The organism is [Clostridium] celerecrescens 18A, from assembly GCF_002797975.1.
Taxonomy (GTDB): Bacteria; Bacillota; Clostridia; order Lachnospirales; family Lachnospiraceae; genus Lacrimispora; species Lacrimispora celerecrescens.
This window is the reverse complement of sequence record NZ_PGET01000001.1, coordinates 4220146-4245147: the sequence shown is the minus strand read 5'-3', so window position 1 is coordinate 4245147 and position 25002 is coordinate 4220146. Positions and strand designations below refer to the sequence as shown.

Below are 25002 nucleotides of genomic sequence, written 5' to 3'. Positions count from 1 at the left end.
AAAAAATTGTAAAGAGAGGATAAGGATGCTATACTAAAAGAGTTGAATTATGAAGAAAAATGTAAAAAACAGGGAATGAGCCCAGTGGTTTATGCAGACGAAAGGCGGTTCATACTATGAATGATACACCGAATTTATTAAAGAAGTTAATGGAATATGGAGAATCAGATTTTTATCCTTTTCATATGCCGGGACATAAAAGGCAGTATCATGGATTATTTGCAGCTGATTTTCCAAATCCTTTTTCCATAGATATAACGGAGATCCATGGTTTTGATAATCTGCACCATCCGGAAGGAATTTTAAAGGAATCTATGGAATGGGCTTCCAGGGTTTACGGTAGTAACAGAACGTATTATCTTGTTAATGGAAGCAGCAGCGGGATACTTAGTGCTATTAGTGGTTCCGTATCAAGGGGTGGAACTATTCTTATGAGCAGAAACTGCCATAAGTCAGCGTTTTATGGAGTTTTCCTCAATCAGTTAAGTGTGGAATATATTTATCCACAAATAATACCTGAATTCGGTATTCAAGGTGGATTAATTCCGGAAAAAATTGAAGAAATGTTGATGAGTCATGGGAAGATTCAAGCGGTGTTTATTGTCTCCCCAACTTATGATGGGATTGTATCTGATATTAAGGCCATAGCGGATGTAGTTCATAAATTCCGCCTGCCTCTCATTGTGGATGAGGCCCATGGAGCACACTTTTCCTTTGGAAGAGATGGAGGATTTCCGGTTTCAGCTTTAGAACTTGGAGCGGATGTGGTGATTCAAAGCCTTCATAAGACTCTTCCATCCTTTACTCAGACAGCTGTTATGCACGTAAAGGAGGGGTATGTAGATATGGGGAGATTGGATCGCTATGTGCATATGTATCAGACCAGCAGCCCCTCCTACGTGCTGATGGCAGGGATTGAGGGTTGTATACGGTATATGGCCGCCGAAGGGCAGGAGCAGATGAAGCTCTTTTCCGGTAAAATAGGAGAAGTCCGAAATACTTTGTCTGGTATGAAACACTTAAGGCTTCTTACGGTTCAGGAGAAGGGGCTGAATGGAATCTATGACATGGACCTTTCAAAGATCATTGTATCCACAAGAGGTACAGGAAAATCGGGATCTTGGCTGGATGACAGACTGAGAAAGGAATTTCATCTGGAAATGGAGATGTGCGGTTCAGACTATGTGACTGCCATTACGACTCTGGCTGATGCGCAGGAAGGTCTTGAACGGCTGTACAAAGCTCTGGTTCAAATCGATTCCGGACTTTCTGAGGAGAACGGCTGTGAAGATGAGAATCGCTTATATCAGGGGCTGGAGAGAGTACCGGAAAGTCGGATGACCATTGCTCAGGCTATGGATGAACCAAGGCGCAGGATTGCAATTCCTGATGGAGAGGATTTGATATCAGCAGAATTTGTTTATGTGTATCCCCCGGGTATACCCATCGTTGTACCAGGAGAGGTTTTAAAAAAGGAATCTATTGATCTGATTATGAAGTATAAAGAGCTTGGCCTTGCGGTGCAGGGGATGGAAGATGAGGAATCCAGAGAGCTTTTTGTGGTCGATGAAGCTGGAATAAATGTAAGATAAATAAAATAAGATAAAAAAATGAAATAAGAAATTAAATAAAGAGATAAATAAAAGATAAATAAAAGATAGGATAAAAAATGGAGCAGATAATATGGGCAAAATATTCTATGTAATGGGAAAAAGTGCTTCCGGAAAAGATACAGTTTATAAAAGGCTTTTAAAGAAGCTTCCCCAATTAAAGAAAGTTGTTTTATATACCACCAGACCGATTCGGGATGGTGAAAAAGATGGGGTGGAATATTATTTTACTACCAGAGATAAGCTGGAGGAATTCCGAAAAGAACACAGGCTCATTGAGGAGAGAACTTATGAAACTGTTTATGGTCCGTGGAGTTATTTTACTGTTGATGACGGCCAGATTAATTTAGTTGGGAACAATGGATATTTGATGATCGGAACCCTGGAATCTTATGAAAAAACAAGGGCTTATTTTGGAGAGGACAGGTTATTTCCTATTTATATCGAGGTTGAGGATGGAGACCGGCTTTTGAGAGCGATTAAACGGGAGAAGGGTCAGAATACACCTAAATATAAGGAGCTTTGCAGAAGGTTTCTGGCGGATGAAGAGGATTTTAAAGAAGAGAATCTCCTTAGATGTGGAATTCATAAGAGATTCTGCAACCAGGAGCTGGAATCGTGCCTGGATGAGATTGTAAAAGCTGTGACTGCAGAGATATAATGGGTCAAGCGGATATTCGCAATCTGTTTCGCTACTTGTTCACAGCGTAACCCGCCTCACCGGGCATAACCTTATAGCTGCCTATCGCAGCTAGTCAGAAGGGGCTTGTACCCCATCTGAGATGGCATTCCCCGGTTTATGGGGCACAAATAAGTCCCCCACTTATGCCTTTCCGGGGGTGAAGTGGGGGACTTACTTGATGAGGTTAAAATAAGCATGAAAGAGATATGGAATCCCATAGCGCCTTTCATGCTTATTTTAGTTAAACTTTTATTTAGCTGCAAGCCGTTTAGCCTTTGCTTCCATACGTGTTCTTGTTACATCAATAAATACAGCGGCAATGATAACCAGGCCGATAACAATATATTGTACGGAACTGGAGGTATTTAAGAGTGTTAAACCATTTCGAATGGTAGAAATCATCAGGGCTCCGATTAAAGTTCCCCAGATGGTTCCTTTTCCTCCCATAAAGGAGGCACCGCCAATAATGCAAGCCGCAATGGCATCCGTATCATATGGTGATATGGCGGCAGAAGGATTGGCAACAGCGGAGCGTCCGACTATAACGAGAGCGGCAATGGAGCACATAAATCCGGATAAGCTGTAAACAAAAATCAGTATATTATCGGAATTGATTCCGGAAAGCCGGGCAGCTTCCGGATTACCGCCTACGCAGTAAATCATTCTTCCAAGAGCAGTTTTATTTAAAAAGAAATGATATACGATATAGATTAATATTAAAATGATAAAGCACAGGGGGATCCCGGAGAATCCGCCGGATACTTTAAATAAGTTGCTGGAACCTAAAAATGTAACAGCAGCCGGAAAGTCGGAGATTGTCTTTGTTGAGACCACCAGCAGTGCCAGTCCGCACAATACATTTTTCATACCCAGGGTTGAAACGAAAGGATGGGGAAGATGCATTTTTGTGAGCAGGATGCCGTTTAAGAATCCAACGGAAATTCCAGTTATGATACAGACCAGGATTAATACCAAAGAGTTTGTAATGCCGAAGGATGTTTTCAGCATACCCATCATACATGCACACAGGATTGCATTTGCACCAACGGATAAGTCGATGCCTGCCGTAATCAGTACCACCAGCATGGCTGCGGAGATCAGCCCGTTAACAGCCGTTTGTCTTAGAATATTCATCATATTGTTGAGTGTAAAAAATTTATCAGTTGCCAGTGCTAAAACAATGAATAAAAGAACCAAGGCCAGTAAAGGAGCCACCTTTCCTAATATATCTTTCATTTTTTTTGTCTTCATCGAATTTCGCCTCCCCAAGCCGCTTTCATGATTATTTCCTGATTCAGTACATCTGTTTTTCTCGAAAGTTCACCCATGATTTTTCCTTCCCTCATGACGATTACCCGGTCACTCATTCCTATGATCTCTGGTAATTCGGAAGAAATCATGATAACACATTTTCCCGCACGGACCAGACGGTTCATGATGTTATAAACTTCGACCTTTGCACCTACGTCAATTCCTCTGGTCGGTTCATCAAATATATAGATATCCGCGTTTGTATTGATCCATTTCCCGATGACTACTTTTTGCTGATTGCCGCCTGACAGCTGTCCCACCACCTCATCGGCAGTGGGAGTTTTTATTTTCAAGTCGCTGATATTTTCTTCGGCCAGCTGATCAATCTGTTTCTCATTAAAGAACAGACCTTTCGTACAGCGTCTCATATTACTTAAGATCAGGTTTGTTCGGACTGATTGGGAAAGAACAAGTCCCTGCCCTTTGCGGTCTTCTGTTAAAAATGCCATCCCGCAGCGGATACCGGCCTTTGGAGACTTTATGGACACTTTATCCCCGTTTACATAAATATCTCCACTGTCATATGGATCAGCACCGAATACAGCCCGGAATGTTTCGGTTCTGCCGGCGCCTACTAAACCGGCAAAACCGAGGATTTCTCCATGGTTTGCATGAAAGCTTACATCCCTTAAGACACCTGCGGAATTTAAATGCTCTACACGGAGGGCTTCCGTACCGGTCTCCGCTTCAATTTTCGGGTATTGATTATCCAATGTTCTGCCTACCATGGCTGTGATCAGAGAATCATTATCCAATTCCTCCGTATTTTTTGTAAGGATGTGTTCTCCATCCCGCATGACTGTAACGCGGTCACAAAGCTCAAAGAGCTCCTCCAGCTTATGGGAGACGAACAAAATTGCAATGCCTTTTTCCTTTAAGGAACGAACTGTTTTCATTAACTGTTCCACTTCCTTTTCCCCAAGGCTGGATGTAGGTTCATCCATGATGATGAGTTTTGCATCGATCAGGACTGCTTTTGCGATTTCCACCATTTGCTGGATTCCCATACCATAGGAACCGCATTCTTTTTTTACAGCTATGTCCTGACCCAGGGAAAGCATAACTTCATGGGCTATTTCATGCATTTTGGCATAATCCAGAAACGGGCTGCCTTTCTTTTTTATTGCTTTGTTAATAAAAATATTGTCTGTGACAGATAGGAGTTTAACAATATTTAATTCTTGATATACACAGGCAATACCGGCAGTTGCAGCTTCATTTGGATTCTTAAATGAAACTTTGTTTCCTTCTATATAAATGGTGCCTTCTTCCGGTATATGTACACCGGTCAGAACCTTGATCAGAGTGGATTTTCCGGCGCCGTTTTCACCGATCAGACCGTGGATCTCTCCAGGTCTGATTTGTAATGACATGTTTCGCATTGCTACCACACCAGGGAAGCGTTTTGTTACACCTTTCAGCTCAACCAAATAATTACTCATAATGCCAACAAACCTTTCTGTACATATTCAAATGGATTATTTCAGGTAGCCTTTCAGTGTTGTTAAGTATTCTTCTGCATTATCTGCTGTAATGACTTCACAGCCCGTATCTACGAATGTTTCAACGGTCTCTCCTTTTATGGCTTTAAGGGCTGTTTCAACCGCCTGATAGCCCATTGTATAAGCAGCCTGTGCGCAGGTGGCAGTGATGTTGCCGTCAATGATATTCTGAACACCGCTTTGGTTGCCGTCGAAGCCAACGATAATTACATCCTTTAAACCAAGCTGTTTTACCGCATTGGATGCGCCTGCAGCTGTATCATCGTTATGGCAGCATACGATCTGAATATCTCCGTTCTGAGCAGTTATAATATTTTCCATTACATTTGCAGCGGTATCCGGATTGGACTGGGCATACTGTATGGAAACAACTTCTACACCATTCTCTTCTAAAGCTTTGGTATATCCTGCCTGACGTGCATCGCTGGTGGCATTGCCTTCAACGCCGCCGATGATAGCAGCTTTTGCACCTTTTCCGGCTTTTTTAGCTGCAAATAGACCGCCCTGGTAAGCTGCGTTGTCGTTACCGGTTCCTACGAAGGAGACTTTTCCTGGTATTTCCGCATCAGTGTCTACGGTTATAACAGGAATTTTAACATCTCCGATTACGCTTGCTACGGAGTCTGATTGAAGGGGGGAGATGACAAATGCATCTACACCGCCGGAGAGCATGGTTTCGATCATATTGTTCTGTTCATCATACGCTGTTTCAGAGGCCGGACCCTGCAGATCAACCTTAACCCCTAAATCTTTTGAGGCCGCTTGAACACCTGCCGCAACATAACCCCAGTATTCACTGGAAAGTGTTTTCAGAATAACGCCAATGGTGATATCCCCAGAGGCGGTTTTTTCTGTTGCAGTTGGCTGTGAAACAGTCTTTTGTTCCCCGCAGCCAGTCACGGATGCAAGTATGGCAGATACTAACAGCATGGATAAAATCTTTCTTTTCATTAATTTTAATCTCCCTTCCTACTCTCAATCGTTTTGATAGTTTCAATGAATGATATGTGTTTGTTATTTTAACAGTAAAAAGAGGATGAAACAATGGTATATTTTGTGCTAAATGGGGGTGTATTTTTCGAAAATGGACTTTTTACAATAAAAAAAGCCTTATTAATAATAAAAATAAGACTTTTTTATGGTTAAAGTATACAACAAACTTTCAATGAAAAGAGTTAATCCATTGCAATGGCCCCATTGTGAAAGGTAATATTCTTTCCTTCCATGGTGTAAGCTTCTGCAATCTGATTCGTAATGATGATTACAGAGATTCCTGACTTCAAAACTTCTTTTAACAGATTGATGGTGATCTGACGCATTTGAAAATCAACGGAAGAAAATGGTTTTATGCATACCAGGATCTGCGGCCGTACAAAAATCCAGCGGTAATATAAAAGCTTTAGTTTGCATTCATCACTGACCGTGTATGTTTTCATCATCAATTCCTCTTCATTGAATATTCCATCCAACAGGTACCGGGTCATCTTTCTGTATTTTTTTCTCAGAAAGAACTTTTTTTTATTTTGCTGTATCATGAACGTCATTTGGTCCAGAACGGTCATATCGGCAAACAGCATTTCTTCCATTGGCCTTGCTTCAATGAAGGCGATGCCATCCCGGATGGACTGGTGAACGGATTGGAAGGAATATTCTTTTCCATTTAATAATATTTTACCTGCTTCAAATCTACATTCTCCCTGCAGAATTGGAAGGATATTTCTGCATTCTGCAGAATCCAGGTCCAATATGTTAAGGACCTCTCCAGCATTTAACGATAGGTTTAATGCGGGAAGGTCGGGCAGCTTTACATTTTGGAATTCCAAAACCGTTTTTTTATCAATCTGTTTTTGTAACAGGTCATTTCTTTTTAAGGTGTTTTTTCTGGTCTTTTCAAACAATTTCATATAGGTCTGAAATTTGGAGAAATCTTCCCGATTCATATGGCCGATGGTTCTGCCGTTTTTGATAATCGTTATTTCATCAGCATATCTGTATAATTTGGTGGAGCTGTTTACAATGTAGAGGAACGTCATCCCCCGTTCTTTTAACTTTGTCACCAGAGCAAAGAAATTTTTGAGCTGCTCTTCTGTCATGATCATTTCAATATCCGTTATAACGGCCAGACTACATCCGGAGACATAAGCGCGCATTAATTCGGCCTGTTTCTGCATGCCGGGGTCCAGCATGTGGGCTTTCGCAAGCAGGGGAATGGAAATATCCCAATCCATAAGAAGTTTCGGAGCGTGTCTGCAGAGAGGATTTACCCGCCTCCAGAAGGGGACCCTGCCGCTGGCCACGAAAATGTTCTCAGCGACACTCAGCTCAGAAAAGATTCCTTTGTTGCGGCCGATAAATGCAGTTTGCTTTAACATCTGCTCCTGAATTTTGGAAGATACTATTTTTTCCCCTTTATAATAGGACCAGCCGTAGCCCGGTTTTAAGTTTCCATATAGAAGCTGAAGGAAATATTCTTTTTCAATGGTATTGTTGACGATGACACAGCAGATTTCCCCCTCAAATGCCCGAAAGAAGAGACCATTTAAATAAGCCTGGCCATCCATGGAACAGTGTATGTTTTCATAACGGATCACTTCTTTTTTCATCATCCAATCCCTTCTGTCTGCTCAAACATATAAGGAAGTGTGAGACATACTTCGGTTCCGATTCTAGGAGTGCTTAAGATGTGGATGCCATATTCGTCACCCATGAGAAGGCGGATTCTGGAATTTACATTTATGAGTGCAATTCCTCCCTTTCCTCCTTCATTGGCGGAAGTGTCATTGGCATCCATTCGGGAAAGCTTTTCATTGAGGCAGCCAAGCCTTGTTTCTTCAATGCCGATCCCGTCATCAACCACGGAAAGATAAAGTACGGTTTCACTATGCTCTATGTCAATGACAATGGTTCCCCCTGAAACCTTAGGCTCCAATCCGTGTTTAATGGCATTTTCCACGATTGGCTGGAGTGTAAGCTTGGGGATCCGGGTTTTTAATATTTCTTCATCATTCCGGGGTAATTTGATTTTTAATTCCAGCTTATCATCAAAGCGGTATTTCTGGATTAAAAAATAATTTTCTACATTGTTTAACTCTTCCTGAAGGGTGCTGAGACTCTCCATTTTTGAAGTTGTATAGCGGAAGAATACAGCAAGGGCTTCTGTGATCTTTCCGATTTCCGGGACTCCCGCCATAATCGCATCGGAACGTATGGATTCCAGTACATTATAGAGGAAATGAGGATTGATCTGATTTTGAAGGGCTAAGTATCTTGCCTGCTGTTTGGCATTTTCCATTATTTTATCCTTGTCCAGGATGGTGTGTACCTTTAAAAGCAGGGCATCTGTATCCGGTGAGATTCCTTCCAGATTTTTAAATATTTCGGTAAAAATGATTCCATCGTTGAAAAGCTCTATTTTTTTCCGGATGGTCCGTAAGGGTTCTAAAATCATGACTTTACCTATAGCAAGCATAAGGAAAAAGGAAAACAGCATACTCCATGCGATAACTGTATATAGAATGGATTCCGTCAGTTCCGGTTTAAGCAGAATCAGAAATAACAGGATCAGGGCAAGACAGCTCCATGAAATCATGGCTCTTATCCAGATCAGAATCCGTTTTTTTAACCATTGTTTTTTCAAATGATCTCCTCCACTTTTCAGCGCTCCAGAAACATTTTGCGGTATTCATTGGGAGAGACGCCCAGCGCCTTTTTAAACTGTTTGGTAAAAAATTTGATATCACTGTAACCAACCAGTTCCGCTACTTCACTTATGTTCCGCTCTTTCTCTACCAGAAGCTTTTTGGCAGTCTCTATTCTTACCATCTGTATATATTCGGTCAGTGTTTTTCCTGTTTCTTTTTTAAAAAGGTATGAAAAATAGGTATAGCTGAAACCGGCATTTTTTGCCAGCTCTTCCAGCTTTATTTGAACGCCCTTGTTTTTTTCTATATAATGCTTAGCATAAGCAACCGGCTTTATCTCTCTGCTTTTTAAATGGCTCAGAACTTCAAGCAAGGCTTTTGTAAGGGTTTCCTCCAGGAGCTCAAAAGCCTGGTCAAGACTGATGCAATGCTCATACATTTCAGAGAAGTAAGCAGCTTTTCCGCTTTTGTCCAGAGATACATCAAGAAGTTCAAACCAGTCCAGATAATTGTGGGCCAGCCGGAGCAGCTCCATTTTAATGTCAATACCGGAGATGTTTTTTGCTGTTTGCATGATTCGTTTTGCATCATTTAAGCAGTTTTTTATTTCTTCCGGTTCAAAGGATTCCGGTCGGTCTTTTAACAGCCTTGTAATCTCTGCGGTTAAGGAGCTCTTTTCTTCTGATCCGGCAGCAGGCGCATTTAATTTCGATACCGTATTGGCATCCGTAAGGAGCCGGTTGTACATGGCGATCCGGCTGTACTGTATCTGCCTGATCAGTTCTTCGTCTGTATCCACCTGCTCCGTGATGATTGCTGAAAAGTATATCTTTGGAAATAGATCCTGAAGTCCCATGACCCGGTCCTTAACATGATTTAAGGCTTTGATCAGTTCTTCCTTATCAGAAGGTTCATGGAACAGTATTAAAAATATTCCTTCTTCGGATGCCTCAATCGTTAAATCTCCTTCTTCAGAATCAAATTCGACCTGCAGGATCTCAATCGTTTTATCAATTAAAAGCTGATAGGCGTCTTTTGTAAAATCCTTATACTCAATATCGGGCTTCACAACCAGACACCGGCCGCCCGTGCTGGCAACCCGGGACGGATTGATTTTCCGGACTTCTTTTAATACGGACTCAGGTCTTTCCTCCGGTTTTTGCTCCAATACTATTTTTAAAAATACACGTTTAAACTCACCGGAATAGTTTCTTATGGTTTCTTCTAAGTGCATCTGGACTTCCTGGCTGCTTTTCTGCTCCAAGGTTTCTTTGACCAGTTTTTTTAGCGTACGGGTCAGATCTTCCTGATTAATTGGCTTCAGCAAATAATCCCGTACTCCGTACCGGATTCCCTGTTGTGCATATTGAAAGTCCTTATAGCCGCTTATGATAATGCATTTAAGAGAAGCATTCTGCTTCTTGGCCTCTTCAATCAGCTGGAGGCCATCCATACCCGGCATTCTGATATCCGTAAGCAGAACGTCAGGTTTCTTTTCCTGAATCAATTGATACGCAGAAATGCCATCATAAGCAACCCCTAAAAGCTTTACCCCTATTTCATCCCAGTCGATCAAATATTCTAAAAGCCGGCAGATTTTCTTTTCGTCGTCTGCTATAATTATTCCTAAAATTGAAATCATCCCCTATTGTTTTAATTCCGATACAAATACCTTCTCTTCTCAGTATACTTCACTGGGTTTATAATCTCAACTTAAAAAGTTTATGTGCTGAAAAATATTGATTGAAAATGTGCAGAAACGCGGGAAATGAGAAAGGATTTGCCAATACTTCTTTCTTGTGGTGATAAACGTTCTATGTTATAATTAGTTAAATTCGTTTTTCCGTTTTCAGAGACAGGGAGGACGGGTTAGATAACAGTGACAGGGGGTGCCTCTATGCCAGGATTTAAGGATATCATCGGCCATGAGAGAATCAAAGAACATTTGCAAAAAGCCATTGAATCAAATCATGTTTCCCATGCTTACATTTTGACAGGGGAAGCGGGGATGGGGCGTAAGTCCCTGGCCAATGCATTTGCAATGACCCTTCTCTGTGAAAAGGGAAAGAGTGAGCCATGTATGCAGTGCCATGCATGCAAGCAGGTCATGAGCGAAAATCATCCGGATCTGCTATATCTGACCCATGAGAAGTCAGGAAGCATTGGCGTTGACGATATCAGGGAACAGATAAACGACACCATTATGATACGCCCTTATAGCAGTTACTATAAGATTTACATTGTGGATGAAGCGGAAAAGATGACGGTCCAGGCCCAGAACGCCCTGCTAAAGACGATCGAAGAACCTCCCTCTTATGCAGTTATTATGCTGCTTACGACCAATCAGGAGGCATTTCTTCCCACCATTCTTTCCAGATGTGTGCAGTTAAAGCTTAAGCCTTTGCAGGATAAAGTGGTAAAATCCTATTTAACTGGGTCTTTGGGAATTGCAGAGAGCAAAGCGGAGATTTATGCAGCATTTGCCAGAGGGAATCTTGGAAGGGCGATTCATCTGGCTTCTTCTGAGGAGTTTCAGGTAATGTATAAGGAATTGATCCATATGTTGAAGCACATCAAGGATATGGATATTGTGGAGCTGCTTTTTTATATTAAGAAGATGAAGGATGAAAATCTGGATATTTATGACTGCCTTGATTTTATGCAGTTATGGTACCGGGATGTCTTAATGTATAAGGTGACTCAGGATATTAATCTTCTGGTTTTCAGGGAAGAATACAATACAATGAAAGAGATGAGCGCTGCCAGTGCTTATGATGGCATTGAGATGATTTTAAAGGCCATTGACAAGGCCAGGATCCGTTTGGATGCCAATGTCAATATGGAACTGGCTATGGAGCTCATGCTGCTTGTTATGAAGGAGAATTAATTTATGATAAAGGTAATAGGTGTTCGGTTCCGAAACGCAGGAAAAATTTATTACTTTGATCCCATGAGCCTGGAGGTACGGACCGGGGATCATGTAATTGTGGAAACTGCCCGGGGAGTAGAATATGGTTACGTTGTTCTTGGATGCCGGGAAGTGGAAGACGATAAAGTAGTTCAGCCCTTAAAGCCGGTGATCCGCATGGCGACCAAGGCTGACGATGAAGTGGAAAAAAGAAATCATGAAAAGGAAAAGGAAGCATTTAAGATCTGCAAAGAGAAGATCAGAAAGCACGGTCTTCAGATGAAGCTGATTGATGCGGAATATACCTTTGACAATAATAAGGTGCTGTTTTATTTTACTGCGGACGGAAGAATCGATTTCAGGGAGCTTGTTAAGGATCTGGCTTCTGTTTTTAAGACCAGGATCGAGCTTCGACAGGTAGGGGTCCGGGATGAGACAAAGATCGTGGGAGGGATCGGCATCTGTGGAAGAACCTTATGCTGCAATTCCTACCTTTCAGAATTCATACCTGTATCCATTAAGATGGCAAAAGAGCAGAATCTATCCTTAAATCCCACCAAGATATCCGGTGTCTGCGGAAGACTGATGTGCTGCTTAAAGAATGAAGAGGAAACCTATGAAGAGCTTAACAGCAAGCTTCCCAACGTAGGCGATTTTGTGACAACGGATGACGGACTTAAGGGTGAGGTTCATTCCGTAAGCGTTTTAAGGCAGCTGGTAAAGGTGGTTGTTACCATTAAGGATGAAAAAGAAATCCGGGAATACCGGGTGGATCAGCTGAAATTTAAACCCAGACGCCGTCGGGAGAAGGCCCAGGTAACGGATGAGGAGTTAAAAGCATTAGAGGCTCTTGAAAAGAAAGAAGGAAAGTCTAAGTTAGATGACAATTGATTTAAAAGAAAATGAACGTATAGATGATCTGCAGAGAAACGGATATCAGATCATACAGAACCGGGATGGGTTCTGCTTTGGTATGGATGCGGTCCTTCTTTCCGGATTTGCGCTGGTAAAGCAGGGGGAAAAGGCGGTAGATTTAGGGACAGGCACCGGGATCATCCCCCTCCTTTTGGAGGCTAAAAACCAGGGACTTCATTATACCGGGCTGGAGATTCAGGAAGAGATGGCGGAAATGGCCAGTAGGAGCGTGGCCTTAAATCATCTGGAAGAAAAAATTTCCATAGTAACGGGAGATATAAAGGAAGCCAGCCGTTTATTTGGCGCGGCTTCCTTTGACGTAGTGACCTCTAATCCCCCGTATATGAACGATTCACACGGCCTTAAGAATCCGGAGCTGCCAAAGGCCATAGCCCGTCACGAGGTGTTATGCACCCTTCATGATATAACAAGAGAAGCGGCAAAGCTTTTGCGTCCTGGCGGGAGGTTTTATATGGTACACCGGCCTCACCGGCTGGTTGAGATTATAACGGCTTTAAAAGGCTGCGGATTGGAGCCAAAGCGGATGAAGATGGTTCATCCCTATGTGGACAGGGAAGCCAACATGGTTCTCATTGAAGCTGTGAGGGGAGGAAAATCCATGATCAAGGTGGAGGCCCCTGTTATTGTATATAAAGAACCAGGTGTGTATACGGATGAGATCTATACCATTTACGGGTATTGATAACGAAAAAGAGGAAACGGCTGGGAGCAGGAAAATTGGAAGAGAATAAAGGAAAGTTATTTTTGTGTGCAACGCCCATAGGGAATCTTGATGATATTACCCTGAGGGTATTAAATACGTTAAAGGAAGTGGATTTGATAGCGGCGGAAGATACCCGCCACAGCATCAAGCTTTTAAATCATTTTGATATAAAGACACCCATGACAAGCTACCATGAATATAATAAGGTGGAAAAAGCCAGGTACCTGGTGGAGCAGATGAAACAAGGAGTTCAGATTGCCTTAATCACGGATGCTGGGACGCCGGGTATCTCAGATCCTGGGGAGGAACTGGTAAAGCAGTGCTATGAGGCAGGGATTGAGCTGACTTCTCTTCCCGGACCGGCGGCCTGTATTACGGCTCTCACTCTTTCAGGCCTTGGTACCAGACGATTTTCCTTTGAAGCGTTTTTGCCCACTGACAAGAAGGAGAAACAGTGGATTTTAGAGGAGCTTAAGGAAGAGACCAGGACCATGATCATTTACGAAGCGCCTCACCGGCTTGTCAGAACCTTAAAGGAGCTTTACGAGGCTTTAGGAGATCGGAGGATCACCATTTGCAGGGAGCTCACGAAACGATTTGAAACAGCGTTTCGGACAACCTTTTTAGAAGCCTTAATGGCTTATGAAGAGGAAGATCCAAAGGGCGAGTGTGTCATCGTCATAGAAGGAAAGAGCATCAGGGAGAAAATAGAGGAAAGATCCATGGCTTCCCGGGAGATGTCCATGGAGGAACACATGGAGCTTTACGTAAGTCAGGGGATAGACCGGAAAGAAGCAATGCGCATGGTGGCAAAGGACAGGGGGATCAGCAAGAGAGAGGTTTATCAGTACCTGTTAAACCATGAATTGTAAAATTTCTCTTGACAATCTGCGTATCATTTTATAAAATTACTTTGATATTCAAAATATTTGATATATAAAACAATCCAACGCGGAATGGATCCCGCTAGCTCTAAACGTCTTGCAGGCAAACCTTTGCATCCGGTAAAGCGGGTGAAACCTGTTCAGGAATCATGGACAGTGAAAAGGAAATGAGAGGTGGGAGACATGGATGGGGGAATTTATGACAACAAGAATAATAGGAACAGGTTCAGCTGTCCCGGAGCAAGTGGTAACCAATGATGATCTGGCAGGGGTTGTGGATACCAGTGATGAGTGGATAAGAACCAGGACCGGAATTAAGGAAAGGCGGATTGCATCGGCGGAGTCGGGTACCTCGGATCTGGCCATACAGGCTGCAAAAGAGGCGCTTATCAATGCCGGTGTATCGGCAGATGAACTGGATATCATCATTTTAGCCACTTCTTCTGCGGACTGCTGTTTCCCCAGCGGCGCCTGTGAGGTGCAGGCGGCAATCGGAGCTAGCAGGGCCGCTGCCTTTGATCTAAGTGCGGCATGCTCCGGATTTGTTTATGCCCTAAATACGGTTCACGCATTTTTTAAGGCCGGAATCTACCGGACCGGGCTGGTGATCGGGGCGGATACCTTAAGTAAGCTTATTGACTGGAATGACAGAAGCACCTGCGTTCTGTTCGGGGATGGAGCCGGAGCGGCTGTCGTCCGGGCAGAAGAAAAGGGGATCCTTCACATGACCATGGGAGCGGATGGCACCAGGGGAAACGCTCTGGAATGCGGAGGAAGGACCACAGGTAACTTCCTCACAGGAAAGAAGCCGGAGCTTGGATATATGACCATGGACGGCCAGGAAGTGTTCAAATTTGCAGTCAAAACCGTGCCGGAGTCCATCAAACAGGTAGTGGAAGAAAGCGGAACCGACATGGAAGAAATTAAATATTTTATTCTGCATCAGGCAAATTACCGGATTTTTGAATCCATCGCAAAGCGGTTGAAGATACCTATGGAAAAGTTTCCTACCAATCTGGAACGGTTTGGAAATACATCAGGAGCGACCATACCAATCCTTTTGGATGAGATGAACCGGGAAGGAAAGTTACAGCGGGGAGATAAACTCGTACTCGCCGGCTTTGGAGCAGGATTAACCTGGGGAGCCACTCTTTTGGAGTGGTAATGATTTCAACTAATACTTTGAAACTCAAAGTAATAGAATAAAAATAATAAAAATGAAAATGAAAATGAAAGAGGAGATTGAATGATGTTAGAGAAAATGCAGGAAATTATCGCAGAGCAGTTAAACGTGGAGGCAAGTAAAATTACCGCTGAATCCTCCTTCAAAGAAGACTTAGGAGCAGATTCTCTGGATTTGTTTGAGCTTGTTATGGCTCTTGAGGATGAGTATTCTGTAGAGATTCCATCTGAGGATTTAGAGAAACTGACTACGGTTCAGCAGGTTATGGACTATTTAAAAGCGAAGGGCGTGGAAGCGTAATGAAAACCAGAATTACCGAACTTTTGGGAGTGGAACATCCGATTATCCAGGGCGGTATGGCCTGGGTGGCTGAGCATCATCTGGCGGCGGCCGTATCGGAAGCCGGAGGTTTAGGCCTCATCGGCGGGGCAAATGCTCCTGGCGAGGTGGTACGTGCGGAGATCCGCAAGGCAAAGGAGCTGACAGGAAAAACCATTGGCGTCAATGTCATGCTGTTAAGCCCTCATGCAGAGGATGTGGCAAAAGTAGTGGTGGAAGAAGGCATTAAGGTGGTGACCACCGGAGCCGGAAACCCGGAAAAATATATGGATATGTGGAAGGCAGCAGGAATTAAGGTGATTCCGGTGGTGGCTTCCGTGGCACTGGCAAAGAGAATGGAGAAATACGGCGCAGATGCAGTAGTGGCAGAAGGATGTGAATCCGGCGGCCATATCGGTGAACAGACGACCATGACGCTAGTTCCCCAGATAGTGGATGCAGTATCCATACCAGTGATCGCTGCCGGCGGCATCGGAGACGGACGGGGAATCGCTGCAGCATTCATGCTGGGAGCAGAGGCTGTCCAGATCGGAACCAGGTTTGTAGTTGCAGAGGAATCCATTGTCCATGAAAACTACAAGCAGCGGATTATTAAGGCTAAGGATATTGATTCGGCAGTAACCGGACGCAGCCATGGCCATCCCGTAAGGTCTTTGAGAAACCAGATGACCAGGGAGTATGCAAGACTGGAGCAGGAAGGCAAATCCTTTGAAGAATTGGAATATATGACTCTTGGAACTCTTAGAAAAGCGGTTCAGGAGGGGGATATCACAAACGGCACAGTTATGGCCGGACAGATTGCAGGTATGATTTCCAGGGAACAGACCTGCAAAGAAATGATTGATGAGATGATGGAACAGGCAGAACGATTGCTTGGCTGTTAAAAAGGAGTTTATTATCATGAGCAAGATTGCATTTATTTTCCCAGGCCAGGGTGCGCAGTACTGTGGTATGGGCCAGGATTTTTATGAGCAGACAAAGATTGGAAAAGAAACATATGATATGGCTTCCAGCCTGCTTGGTTTTGACCTACCGGAGCTTTGCTTTGAAAAGAATGACCGGCTGGATATTACGGAATATACTCAGGCAGCCATGGTAACCACCAGCATTGCCATGATGCGGGTGCTGGAAGCAGAAAAGGGCATAAGACCGCAGGTATCTGCCGGTTTAAGCCTGGGAGAATACTGTGCGCTTGCGGCTGCAGGTGTCATGAGCGATGCTGATGCCATTCGGACAGTCAGGCAGAGGGGAATCCTCATGCAGGAAGCGGTTCCTAATGGGATCGGAGCCATGGCAGCTATTCTGGCATTGGATGCCTTAAAGATTGAAGAAGTATTAAGCGATATGGAGGGAGTCCAGATCGCAAATTACAACTGTCCGGGGCAGATTGTGATATCAGGTAAAAAAGAGGCTGTGGAAGCGGCAAATGAAAAGCTTCTGGCAGCAGGTGCAAAACGGGCGCTGATGTTAAATGTAAGCGGACCTTTCCATTCCTCCATGCTCACCGGTGCGGGGGAGAAATTGGGAGAGGTGCTTAAGGGCGTGGAATTAAAAACCCCTCAGATTCCCTACGTGGCGAATGTGACAGCCCAGTATGTAACAGCCAGTGATATGGTAAAGCCTTTGCTTAAAGAGCAGGTGTATTCTTCCGTGCGGTGGCAGCAGAGTGTGGAAACCATGGTGGCAGACGGTGTGGATACCTTTATCGAAATCGGGCCGGGTAAGACATTGGCCGGATTCATTAAGAAGATTACGAAGGACGCAAGAGTCTTTAATATAGAGAAGCTGGAAGATATGGAGAAACTGATCAATTTTTCCTAAAGGTGAATCGAACTCCCTTTTAAGGATGTAGGAGGAAAAGAACATGTTAGATGGTAAGATAGCAGTGGTGACCGGAGCCGCCAAAGGAATCGGAAGGGCAATTGCCGTAAAGCTGGCAGACCAGGGAGCAACCGTGATTATTAATTATAATGGTTCTGATTCCCAGGCCATGGAAGTAGTGAAGGAGATCGAAGAAAAGGGCGGTAAGGCAGAAGCTGTTCAGTGTAATGTAGCGGAATATGAAAGCGTGGGCGTATTATTAGAAGGTGTAATAAAGAAATACGGAAAGCTGGATATTCTTGTGAACAATGCAGGGATCACACGGGATAATCTGCTGATGAAGATGTCTGAGGAAGATTTTGATGCGGTGATCAATACCAATTTAAAGGGTGTATTCAACTGCATGAAGCATGTTGCCCGCCAGATGATCAAGCAAAAGAGCGGAAGGATCATAAATATTTCTTCTGTTTCCGGCGTGTTAGGCAATGCCGGGCAGGCAAATTACTGTGCAGCTAAGGCTGGTGTTATCGGTATCACCAAGTCTTTTGCCAGAGAGGCTGCAAGCAGAGGGATTACAGTAAATGCAATAGCCCCCGGATTTATCCATACGGCTATGACAGAGGTTCTGCCGGAATCCGTAAAGGCAGCATCCTTAGAACAGATCCCGATGAAACGTTTTGGAGCAGTAGAAGATATTGCCGGTGTGGCAGCATTTTTGGCATCAGAGGAAGCTGGGTACATCACTGGTCAGGTGATCAGTGTGGATGGCGGCATGGCTATGTAAGTGAGGAGAGATGGTATGAAGAGAAGAGTGGTAGTAACCGGTATGGGCGCCATTACCCCCATCGGGAAAGATGTAGAGAGCTTTTGGAATGGCTTAAAGGAAAATAAGGTGGGGATCGGGCCGATCACCCAGTTTGATACAACGGATTATAAAGCAAAACTGGCTGCCGAGGTAAAGGATTTTGATCCAAAGGATTATATGGATGTAAAGGCAGCAAAACGTATGGAACGTTTTGCCCAGTTTGCCGTGGCAGCATCAAAGGAAGCCCTGGAGACATCAGGCATTGACATGGAAAAGGAAGACCCTTACCGGGTGGGCGTAAGCGTTGGTTCAGGAATCGGAAGCTTACAAGCCCTGGAGAGGGAGAATAAAAAGCTTCTGGAAAGAGGACCGGGCAGGGTAAATCCTCTTCTGGTTCCCTTAATGATATCCAATATGGCGGCCGGAAATGTGGGAATCCAGTTCGGATTAAAAGGAAAGTGCATCAATGTGGTAACTGCCTGTGCCACCGGAACCCATTCCATTGGGGAAGCTTTCCGTTCCATTCAGTACGGAGAGGCGGATGTCATGGTGGCGGGAGGAGCTGAAGCCAGCATCACCCCGATCGGCGTGGCAGGATTCACGGCACTTACGGCACTTACGACTGCTGATGATCCCCTTCGTGCATCCATCCCATTTGATAAAGACAGAAGCGGCTTTGTCATGGGAGAAGGAGCAGGCGTTGTTATTTTAGAAGAGCTTGAGCACGCGCTCTCAAGAAATGCGGTCATTTACGGTGAAGTGGTTGGTTACGGTTCAACCTGTGACGCATACCACATCACATCTCCTGCTGAGGATGGAAGCGGTGCGGCAAGAGCCATGACCGAGGCTATTAAGGACGCGGGAATTGCTCCTGAGAAAATTGATTATGTGAATGCCCATGGTACCAGCACTCACCACAATGACCTGTTTGAGACCTTGGCCATTAAGACTGCCTTAGGCGACCATGCAAAAGATGTAAAGATCAGCTCCACCAAGTCCATGGTGGGCCATCTCTTAGGTGCTGCAGGAGGGATCGAATTCATTGCCTGTGTAAAATCCATCCGGGATGGCTTTGTTCATGCAACTGCCGGCCTTTTAGAAGAGGGAGAAGGCTGTGACCTGGATTATACCAAAGGGGAAGGTGTTGCCTGTGATGTGACATATGCCATCAGTAATTCCCTTGGATTCGGCGGACATAATGCCAGCATTCTTGTGAAGAAGTTTGAACAATAGGAGGCAGTCTATGGAGATTAATGATATGATCAGGCTGATGCAGGCTGTGAAAGAAAATGACCTAACCAGCTTTAGAATGGAAGAGGGAGACTTAACGCTTTCCATTAAGAAAGAAAAAGAAAGAGAAATCGTGACAATATCCGGAAGTCCTGTTGTCCAAACAGAAGCGGCAGCAGGTGTTTTCGCCCAGCAGTCGGTTCCGCCAGTCACTTCAGCCGGGAAACCTGTGGAGGCGGAAGGAAATGATATCTGTTCGGATAAGCTTGTGTCCTCTCCTTTGGTGGGAACCTTTTATAATGCGTCGTCTCCTGAAAGTGAGCCATTTGTAAAGGTGGGAGATCCGGTAAAGAAGGGGCAGGTCTTAGGAATCATCGAAGCCATGAAGCTGATGAATGAGATTGAGTGCGAATTCGATGGCGTGGTGGAAGCCATTTTAATAGGTAACGAAGATGTGGTGGAGTACGGTCAGCCTCTGTTCCGTATCCGGTAGGCAGTTGTGAAATCTAAGAGAGGCCCAGAGGCTGGGCCTCTCTTTTAAAAGCAGGAGGGCGTATGATGTTAGGTATTAAGGAGATTCAGGAGATCATTCCTCACAGACATCCATTTTTACTGGTGGACTGCATCGAGGAGTTTGAGCCTGGAGTGAGAGCGGTTGGATATAAATGCGTGTCTTATAATGAACCTTTTTTTCAGGGACATTTTCCGGCAGAGCCGGTAATGCCAGGAGTCCTGATCATAGAGGCCCTGGCACAGGTAGGTTCAGTTGCAATGTTAAGCATGGAAGAAAATAAAGGGAAAATCGGATATTTTGGTGGTATTGACAAGGCAAAATTCAAACACAAGGTCATTCCGGGAGATAGGCTTAAGCTGGAATGTGAGATCATTAAGCGCAAAGGTCCTGTGGGTGTGGGAAAGGCCACCGCAACCGTAGACGGGAAGTTGGCCGCCAGTGCGGAACTGACATTTATGATTGGATAGGTGGGGCTCATGTTTGATAAGATTTTAATTGCCAACCGCGGAGAGATCGCGGTACGTATCATCAGGGCCTGCAGGGAAATGGGAATTAAAACGGTTGCTGTTTATTCAGAGGCGGACAGGGAGAGTCTTCATACCTTATTAGCCGACGAGGCGATCTGCATTGGCCCGGCCCCCTCGACCCAGAGCTATTTAAACATGGAGAGGATCCTCACGGCCACGGTAGCCATGAAAGCGGATGCCATTCATCCGGGTTTTGGCTTTCTATCGGAAAATGCTAGATTTGCAGAACTTTGTGAAAAGTGTAACATTACCTTTATCGGCCCTTCTGCAGCAGTAATAGGGAAGATGGGGAATAAATCCGAGGCCAGAAAGACCATGATAGAAGCAGGAGTCCCTGTGATCCCAGGCGGAAAGGAAGCGGTCCGTCAGGTAAAAGAGGCGAAGGCTATGGCGGAAAGGATCGGTTTTCCTGTTATGATTAAAGCTTCCTCAGGCGGCGGGGGGAAAGGTATGAGGATATCCAGAAGCCTGGAGGATTTTGAGGCTAATTTTAAGAATGCCCAGATGGAGTCCGTAAAGGGATTTTCCGATGATACCATGTATATTGAAAAATATATTGAGAAGCCAAGGCACATAGAATTTCAGATTATGGCGGATAAGTTTGGAAATGTAGTGCATCTGGGGGAACGCGACTGTTCCATTCAAAGACGCCATCAAAAGGTGCTTGAAGAATCCCCGTCAGCAGCTATCTCTGAGGAATTAAGGAACCGCATGGGAGAGATTGCGGTCCGCGCGGCCAAGGCTGTTCACTATGAGAATGCAGGAACCATTGAGTTCCTTTTGGATAAACATAAGAATTTTTATTTTATGGAAATGAACACCCGAATCCAGGTGGAGCATCCGGTGACGGAAATGGTAACCGGCCTGGATTTAATCAAGGAACAGATCCGAATCGCAGCAGGTGAGCCATTAAGTGTAAGGCAGGAGGATGTGGCCATTACAGGTCATGCCATTGAATGCAGAGTCAATGCAGAAAATCCAGCGAAAAACTTCATGCCCTGTCCGGGCCTTATAAAAAATGTGCATGTGCCCGGAGGCAATGGAGTACGCATAGACACACACATTTACAATGAATATAAGGTTCCGGCCAATTATGATTCCATGTTAATGAAGATGATCGTCCACGGCAAAGACCGGGAGGAAGCCATCTTAAAGATGAGAAGCGCTCTGGGAGAACTGATCATCGAGGGGATTGAGACAAATGTTGATTTTCAGTTTGATATCCTGAGTCATGAAGCTTACCGGGATGGAGATGTGGATACGGATTTTATCCCCAAATATTTTCCGGATTATGTCCGGTAGGCAGGTAAAGGAGCAATCTTATGTTAAAAAGCATGTTTAAGAAAACCTATACATTAATAGACAGCAAATACAAGGCTCCTGAAAAAGCAGAGGAACCGGGCATTCCGGAAGGGCTGTGGAGGAAGTGTAATAAATGCTGCCAGCCCATATATGTGGAGGATGTGAGAAGCAATCATTTCATCTGCCCAAAATGCAAAGGATATTTCCGCCTTCATGCTTACCAGAGGATTGAAATGGTAGCGGATGAGGGGACCTTCGAAGAATGGGATAAGGAGATGGAGTTTAAAAATCCCCTTGATTTTCCGGGCTATGATAAGAAGGTCGCGGCAGCCAGGGAAAAAACCGGGCTTTCCGAAGCCATTGTCACCGGCTGCTGTGAAATGAACGGCCAAAAGGCAGTGATCGGAGTCTGCGATGCCCGTTTCATCATGAGCAGTATGGGCCATGTGATGGGGGAGAAGATTGCAAGAGCCGTAGAGCGGGCGACGAAGGAGAAGCTTCCGGTGATCATATTTGCATGTTCAGGCGGAGCCAGAATGCAGGAGGGGATCGTTTCACTCATGCAGATGGCAAAGACTTCGGCAGCTTTAAAGCGCCATCACAAGGCAGGCCAACTTTATGTCAGTGTTCTTACAGACCCTACCACAGGCGGGGTGACGGCCAGTTTTGCCATGCTGGGCGACATCATTCTGGCAGAGCCGTTCGCTCTGATCGGATTTGCAGGTCCCCGGGTAATTGAACAGACCATAGGACAGAAACTGCCGGAAGGATTTCAGAGAGCGGAATTTTTGCTTGAACATGGCTTCATTGATAAGATCGTACCCAGGGAAGAGATGAAGGAAACCTTGTCAAATATTTTAAGGCTCCACAATTCCCATCATGGTCAGAGCCTTCCTGTGGATAACCGTACAAAAGCGGAATCAAATGGTGGAAAAAAGAAGGTTCTCCGGTTGAAAAGGAATAAAAGGAGCGCCTGGGATACCGTATTGCTATCCAGAAGCTCGGACCGGCCGGTGGCATCGGATTACATTCATGCACTGTTTGATGATTTCATGGAGTTTGCCGGGGATCGTTATTATAAAGATGACGGGGCAATTATTGGCGGGATCGCTTCCTTTCATGGAATACCTGTTACGGTCATCGGACAGGAAAAGGGGAAGAATACAAAGGATAACATCAGGCGTAATTTTGGAATGCCATCACCCGATGGATACCGGAAGGCTCTGCGTCTGATGAAACAGGCGGAAGCCTTTGGCCGTCCGGTCATCTGCTTTGTGGATACGCCGGGAGCCTTCTGCGGCCTGGAGGCCGAGGAACGGGGGCAGGGAGAGGCCATCGCCAGAAATTTATTTGAAATGGCAGATTTAACCGTGCCGGTTCTTTCCATCGTAATAGGAGAGGGCGGCAGCGGCGGTGCTCTCGCCATGGCGGTTGGAAATGAAGTCTGGATGATGGAGAATTCCATTTATTCTATCCTCTCTCCCGAGGGATTTGCTTCGATTTTATATAAAGACAGCAAAAAGGCAAATGATGCGGCCAGGGTCATGAAGATTACGGCCAGGGATTTAATGGAGTTAGGTCTCATAGAACGGGTGATCTCAGAAGAAGAACCGGCTTGCGCAGATAATCTTGACCGAATTGCAGAAGAAATGGATAAGGCCATGGAAGAATTTTTTGCCATTTCACTTACCATGACAAAGGAAGAACTTGCAGATCAAAGATATGAAAGATTTAGGAGAATGTAATGGGAACATTAAAACCTTTGATAATAGGAGAACTGGTAGCAAACCATCCGGTGATCCAGGGCGGTATGGGAGTAGGAATCAGTCTTTCTTCTTTAGCCGGAGCAGTGGCAAAGGCCGGAGGGATCGGAATCATTTCTACGGCTCAGATTGGTTTTCGGGAGCCGGATTTTAAGGCGAATCCATTGGAAGCAAATTTGCGGGCCATTGGACAGGAAATGAAAAAGGCAAGAGAAATCGCGCCGGAGGGCATCATTGGGTTTAACATTATGGTTGCCACGAAAAGTTATGCCAGCTATGTGAAAAAAGCGGTAAAGGCGGGAGCGGATCTTATCATATCCGGAGCCGGGCTTCCTGTGAGCCTGCCGGAATATGTGGCAGAGGCAGCGGAAGAAGCCGGTGTCGCGTTAAAAACCAAAATAGCGCCCATTGTATCAACGGTAAAGTCTGCTATGGTTATTTGCAAGATGTGGGACCGTAAATACCATCAGGCGCCTGACCTTGTAGTAGTGGAAGGGCCACTGGCAGGAGGACACCTGGGATTTTCCAGAGAGGACCTGGTGAACCTTGGGGTGGATACAGAGGATGTGGACAGCACCTATAAGCAGGCGGAATATGAAGAAGAAGTAAAAGGTATTATCCGGTTGGTCAAGGAATATGGAGATAAGTATAATAAGGTGATCCCGGTCGTGACCGCGGGAGGCATTTATTCCCATGAGGATGTTATGCACCAGCTCTCCCTTGGAGCCGACGGCGTCCAGGTGGCGACCCGGTTTGTGACCACCGAGGAATGCGATGCACCGGAAGCGTTTAAGCAGGCCTATCTTCATGCAAAGAAAGAAGATATCGCTATTACCAAAAGCCCGGTGGGAATGCCGGGAAGGGCTATTAAGAATCCTTTTTTAAAGACCGTGGGAGATACTCCTTTCCGTCTGGAGCATTGCTATCAATGTTTGGATAAATGCGACAGGAAGACCATTCCTTATTGTATTACGAAGGCTTTGGTGAATTCCGCAGAAGGGCGGACCGGAGAAGGGCTTGTCTTTTGCGGCAGCAAGGCTCATCTTGCAACACGGATAGAAACGGTAGAAGAGGTTATGAAAGATCTGGTTGGTGAGAATTGATTCTCATAAGAGCAATGAGCCAGGGTTCAGCTTGCTTGACTTTGAAGACTGGGATATTTGATTAAAAGGGGCTGCAAAGCTGCCGGTTTGAAGAAACCGGGGGCCGCAGCCTTTTTTCCGGAGTTCAGGCAGATAAGACTCATTCATAAGTTGAAGTCTATTGTAAATTAGAAAAAATCTCCAATTTTAAGTGGTTGCGTGAAAATAGAGGTAGTGCTATAATGGGAAAGATAAAAAA

Annotated in this window: 23 protein-coding genes; 17 read left to right on the top strand and 6 right to left on the bottom strand. The window is 44.8% G+C overall.

The genetic code is table 11. The annotated features are described in order from the left end of the window. Nucleotides 1-116 precede the first annotated feature (116 nt). Entirely contained in the window at nucleotides 117-1592 is a 1476-nt protein-coding gene (locus H171_RS19295; RefSeq protein WP_100306581.1) for an aminotransferase class I/II-fold pyridoxal phosphate-dependent enzyme, read from the top strand. Nucleotides 1593-1683: 91 nt separating this feature from the next. After that, on the top strand, nucleotides 1684-2271 hold the full coding sequence (locus tag H171_RS19290) for a guanylate kinase (protein ID WP_100306580.1): 588 nt from the start codon (nucleotides 1684-1686) through the stop codon (nucleotides 2269-2271). 270 nt (nucleotides 2272-2541) lie between these two features. Here H171_RS19290 and H171_RS19285 read toward each other — a convergent pair whose 3' ends face one another. The 6 genes from H171_RS19285 to H171_RS19260 all read right to left on the bottom strand — a co-directional run bounded on the left by H171_RS19285 (nucleotide 2542) and on the right by H171_RS19260 (nucleotide 10388). Next, on the bottom strand, nucleotides 2542-3543 hold the full coding sequence (locus H171_RS19285) for an ABC transporter permease (RefSeq protein WP_100306579.1): 1002 nt from the start codon (nucleotides 3541-3543) through the stop codon (nucleotides 2542-2544). After that, a complete protein-coding gene (locus H171_RS19280) occupies nucleotides 3540-5045 on the bottom strand; it encodes a sugar ABC transporter ATP-binding protein (RefSeq protein WP_100306578.1) in 1506 nt (501 codons plus the stop codon). The genes H171_RS19285 and H171_RS19280 overlap by 4 nt, the downstream gene beginning before the upstream one ends. Nucleotides 5046-5081: 36 nt before the next feature. After that, the gene (locus tag H171_RS19275; RefSeq protein ID WP_100306577.1) at nucleotides 5082-6056 is read right to left on the bottom strand and encodes a sugar ABC transporter substrate-binding protein; all 975 of its coding nucleotides are present in this window, start codon (nucleotides 6054-6056) and stop codon (nucleotides 5082-5084) included. A 224-nt stretch (nucleotides 6057-6280) separates the two neighbouring features. Further along, the gene (locus H171_RS19270; RefSeq protein WP_100306576.1) at nucleotides 6281-7711 is read right to left on the bottom strand and encodes a sugar ABC transporter ATP-binding protein; all 1431 of its coding nucleotides are present in this window, start codon (nucleotides 7709-7711) and stop codon (nucleotides 6281-6283) included. Continuing rightward, nucleotides 7708-8742, bottom strand: a complete 1035-nt coding sequence (locus tag H171_RS19265) for a sensor histidine kinase (protein WP_100306575.1) — start codon at nucleotides 8740-8742, stop codon at nucleotides 7708-7710. The genes H171_RS19270 and H171_RS19265 overlap by 4 nt, the downstream gene beginning before the upstream one ends. Before the next feature lie 17 nt (nucleotides 8743-8759). Continuing rightward, nucleotides 8760-10388, bottom strand: a complete 1629-nt coding sequence (locus H171_RS19260; protein ID WP_100306574.1) for a response regulator — start codon at nucleotides 10386-10388, stop codon at nucleotides 8760-8762. A gap of 255 nt (nucleotides 10389-10643) precedes the next feature. Here H171_RS19260 and holB point away from each other — a divergent pair, with 255 nt between their 5' ends. From holB to H171_RS19185, 15 genes are all read left to right on the top strand, one after another. Beyond that, a complete protein-coding gene (gene holB / locus H171_RS19255) occupies nucleotides 10644-11633 on the top strand; it encodes a DNA polymerase III subunit delta' (protein WP_100306573.1) in 990 nt (329 codons plus the stop codon). 3 nt (nucleotides 11634-11636) lie between these two features. Beyond that, nucleotides 11637-12545: a PSP1 domain-containing protein gene (locus H171_RS19250; protein ID WP_100306572.1), complete on the top strand. Its 909-nt coding sequence runs from the start codon at nucleotides 11637-11639 to the stop codon at nucleotides 12543-12545. Next, nucleotides 12535-13272, top strand: a complete 738-nt coding sequence (locus H171_RS19245; protein WP_100306571.1) for a tRNA1(Val) (adenine(37)-N6)-methyltransferase — start codon at nucleotides 12535-12537, stop codon at nucleotides 13270-13272. Before H171_RS19250 ends, H171_RS19245 begins: the two co-directional genes overlap by 11 nt. 35 nt (nucleotides 13273-13307) lie before the next feature. Further along, nucleotides 13308-14165: a 16S rRNA (cytidine(1402)-2'-O)-methyltransferase gene (gene rsmI, locus H171_RS19240; RefSeq protein WP_100307590.1), complete on the top strand. Its 858-nt coding sequence runs from the start codon at nucleotides 13308-13310 to the stop codon at nucleotides 14163-14165. Between the two features lie 211 nt (nucleotides 14166-14376). Further along, nucleotides 14377-15342, top strand: coding sequence for a beta-ketoacyl-ACP synthase III (locus tag H171_RS19235; RefSeq protein WP_100307589.1), 966 nt, complete (start codon nucleotides 14377-14379; stop codon nucleotides 15340-15342). An 84-nt stretch (nucleotides 15343-15426) separates the two neighbouring features. Next, nucleotides 15427-15660: an acyl carrier protein gene (gene acpP / locus H171_RS19230; RefSeq protein ID WP_025230682.1), complete on the top strand. Its 234-nt coding sequence runs from the start codon at nucleotides 15427-15429 to the stop codon at nucleotides 15658-15660. Further along, nucleotides 15660-16583: an enoyl-[acyl-carrier-protein] reductase FabK gene (fabK, locus tag H171_RS19225; protein WP_100306570.1), complete on the top strand. Its 924-nt coding sequence runs from the start codon at nucleotides 15660-15662 to the stop codon at nucleotides 16581-16583. Before acpP ends, fabK begins: the two co-directional genes overlap by 1 nt. 16 nt (nucleotides 16584-16599) lie before the next feature. After that, on the top strand, nucleotides 16600-17520 hold the full coding sequence (gene fabD / locus H171_RS19220; protein ID WP_100306569.1) for an ACP S-malonyltransferase: 921 nt from the start codon (nucleotides 16600-16602) through the stop codon (nucleotides 17518-17520). A 43-nt stretch (nucleotides 17521-17563) separates the two neighbouring features. Beyond that, on the top strand, nucleotides 17564-18304 hold the full coding sequence (fabG, locus tag H171_RS19215; protein WP_092241454.1) for a 3-oxoacyl-[acyl-carrier-protein] reductase: 741 nt from the start codon (nucleotides 17564-17566) through the stop codon (nucleotides 18302-18304). Between the two features lie 15 nt (nucleotides 18305-18319). Continuing rightward, nucleotides 18320-19558 carry a beta-ketoacyl-ACP synthase II gene (fabF, locus tag H171_RS19210; RefSeq protein WP_100306568.1) on the top strand — a complete coding sequence of 413 codons (1239 nt, stop codon included), beginning with the start codon at nucleotides 18320-18322 and terminating at the stop codon, nucleotides 19556-19558. 10 nt (nucleotides 19559-19568) lie between these two features. After that, a complete protein-coding gene (gene accB, locus H171_RS19205) occupies nucleotides 19569-20048 on the top strand; it encodes an acetyl-CoA carboxylase biotin carboxyl carrier protein (protein ID WP_100306567.1) in 480 nt (159 codons plus the stop codon). A gap of 62 nt (nucleotides 20049-20110) precedes the next feature. Next, nucleotides 20111-20536, top strand: coding sequence for a 3-hydroxyacyl-ACP dehydratase FabZ (gene fabZ, locus H171_RS19200; RefSeq protein WP_186802567.1), 426 nt, complete (start codon nucleotides 20111-20113; stop codon nucleotides 20534-20536). Between the two features lie 9 nt (nucleotides 20537-20545). Further along, nucleotides 20546-21898 carry an acetyl-CoA carboxylase biotin carboxylase subunit gene (locus tag H171_RS19195; RefSeq protein WP_100306565.1) on the top strand — a complete coding sequence of 451 codons (1353 nt, stop codon included), beginning with the start codon at nucleotides 20546-20548 and terminating at the stop codon, nucleotides 21896-21898. A gap of 20 nt (nucleotides 21899-21918) precedes the next feature. Then, nucleotides 21919-23643, top strand: coding sequence for an acetyl-CoA carboxylase carboxyltransferase subunit alpha (locus H171_RS19190; RefSeq protein ID WP_100306564.1), 1725 nt, complete (start codon nucleotides 21919-21921; stop codon nucleotides 23641-23643). After that, on the top strand, nucleotides 23643-24764 hold the full coding sequence (locus H171_RS19185) for an NAD(P)H-dependent flavin oxidoreductase (RefSeq protein WP_100306563.1): 1122 nt from the start codon (nucleotides 23643-23645) through the stop codon (nucleotides 24762-24764). Before H171_RS19190 ends, H171_RS19185 begins: the two co-directional genes overlap by 1 nt. Nucleotides 24765-25002: the final 238 nt, after the last annotated feature.

Coding starts and splice junctions, on each gene's coding strand:
- H171_RS19295 (WP_100306581.1), top strand. CDS start 117: ATGAATGATACACCGAATTTATTAAAGAAGTTAATGGAATATGGAGAA.
- fabZ (WP_186802567.1), top strand. CDS start 20,111: ATGATGTTAGGTATTAAGGAGATTCAGGAGATCATTCCTCACAGACAT.
- fabG (WP_092241454.1), top strand. CDS start 17,564: ATGTTAGATGGTAAGATAGCAGTGGTGACCGGAGCCGCCAAAGGAATC.
- H171_RS19275 (WP_100306577.1), bottom strand. CDS start 6,056: ATGAAAAGAAAGATTTTATCCATGCTGTTAGTATCTGCCATACTTGCA.
- H171_RS19190 (WP_100306564.1), top strand. CDS start 21,919: ATGTTAAAAAGCATGTTTAAGAAAACCTATACATTAATAGACAGCAAA.
- H171_RS19285 (WP_100306579.1), bottom strand. CDS start 3,543: ATGAAGACAAAAAAAATGAAAGATATATTAGGAAAGGTGGCTCCTTTA.
- acpP (WP_025230682.1), top strand. CDS start 15,427: ATGTTAGAGAAAATGCAGGAAATTATCGCAGAGCAGTTAAACGTGGAG.
- H171_RS19250 (WP_100306572.1), top strand. CDS start 11,637: ATGATAAAGGTAATAGGTGTTCGGTTCCGAAACGCAGGAAAAATTTAT.
- H171_RS19235 (WP_100307589.1), top strand. CDS start 14,377: ATGACAACAAGAATAATAGGAACAGGTTCAGCTGTCCCGGAGCAAGTG.
- holB (WP_100306573.1), top strand. CDS start 10,644: ATGCCAGGATTTAAGGATATCATCGGCCATGAGAGAATCAAAGAACAT.
- accB (WP_100306567.1), top strand. CDS start 19,569: ATGGAGATTAATGATATGATCAGGCTGATGCAGGCTGTGAAAGAAAAT.
- H171_RS19195 (WP_100306565.1), top strand. CDS start 20,546: ATGTTTGATAAGATTTTAATTGCCAACCGCGGAGAGATCGCGGTACGT.
- H171_RS19185 (WP_100306563.1), top strand. CDS start 23,643: ATGGGAACATTAAAACCTTTGATAATAGGAGAACTGGTAGCAAACCAT.
- fabF (WP_100306568.1), top strand. CDS start 18,320: ATGAAGAGAAGAGTGGTAGTAACCGGTATGGGCGCCATTACCCCCATC.
- H171_RS19280 (WP_100306578.1), bottom strand. CDS start 5,045: ATGAGTAATTATTTGGTTGAGCTGAAAGGTGTAACAAAACGCTTCCCT.
- H171_RS19290 (WP_100306580.1), top strand. CDS start 1,684: ATGGGCAAAATATTCTATGTAATGGGAAAAAGTGCTTCCGGAAAAGAT.
- fabD (WP_100306569.1), top strand. CDS start 16,600: ATGAGCAAGATTGCATTTATTTTCCCAGGCCAGGGTGCGCAGTACTGT.
- fabK (WP_100306570.1), top strand. CDS start 15,660: ATGAAAACCAGAATTACCGAACTTTTGGGAGTGGAACATCCGATTATC.
- H171_RS19260 (WP_100306574.1), bottom strand. CDS start 10,388: ATGATTTCAATTTTAGGAATAATTATAGCAGACGACGAAAAGAAAATC.
- H171_RS19245 (WP_100306571.1), top strand. CDS start 12,535: ATGACAATTGATTTAAAAGAAAATGAACGTATAGATGATCTGCAGAGA.
- H171_RS19270 (WP_100306576.1), bottom strand. CDS start 7,711: ATGATGAAAAAAGAAGTGATCCGTTATGAAAACATACACTGTTCCATG.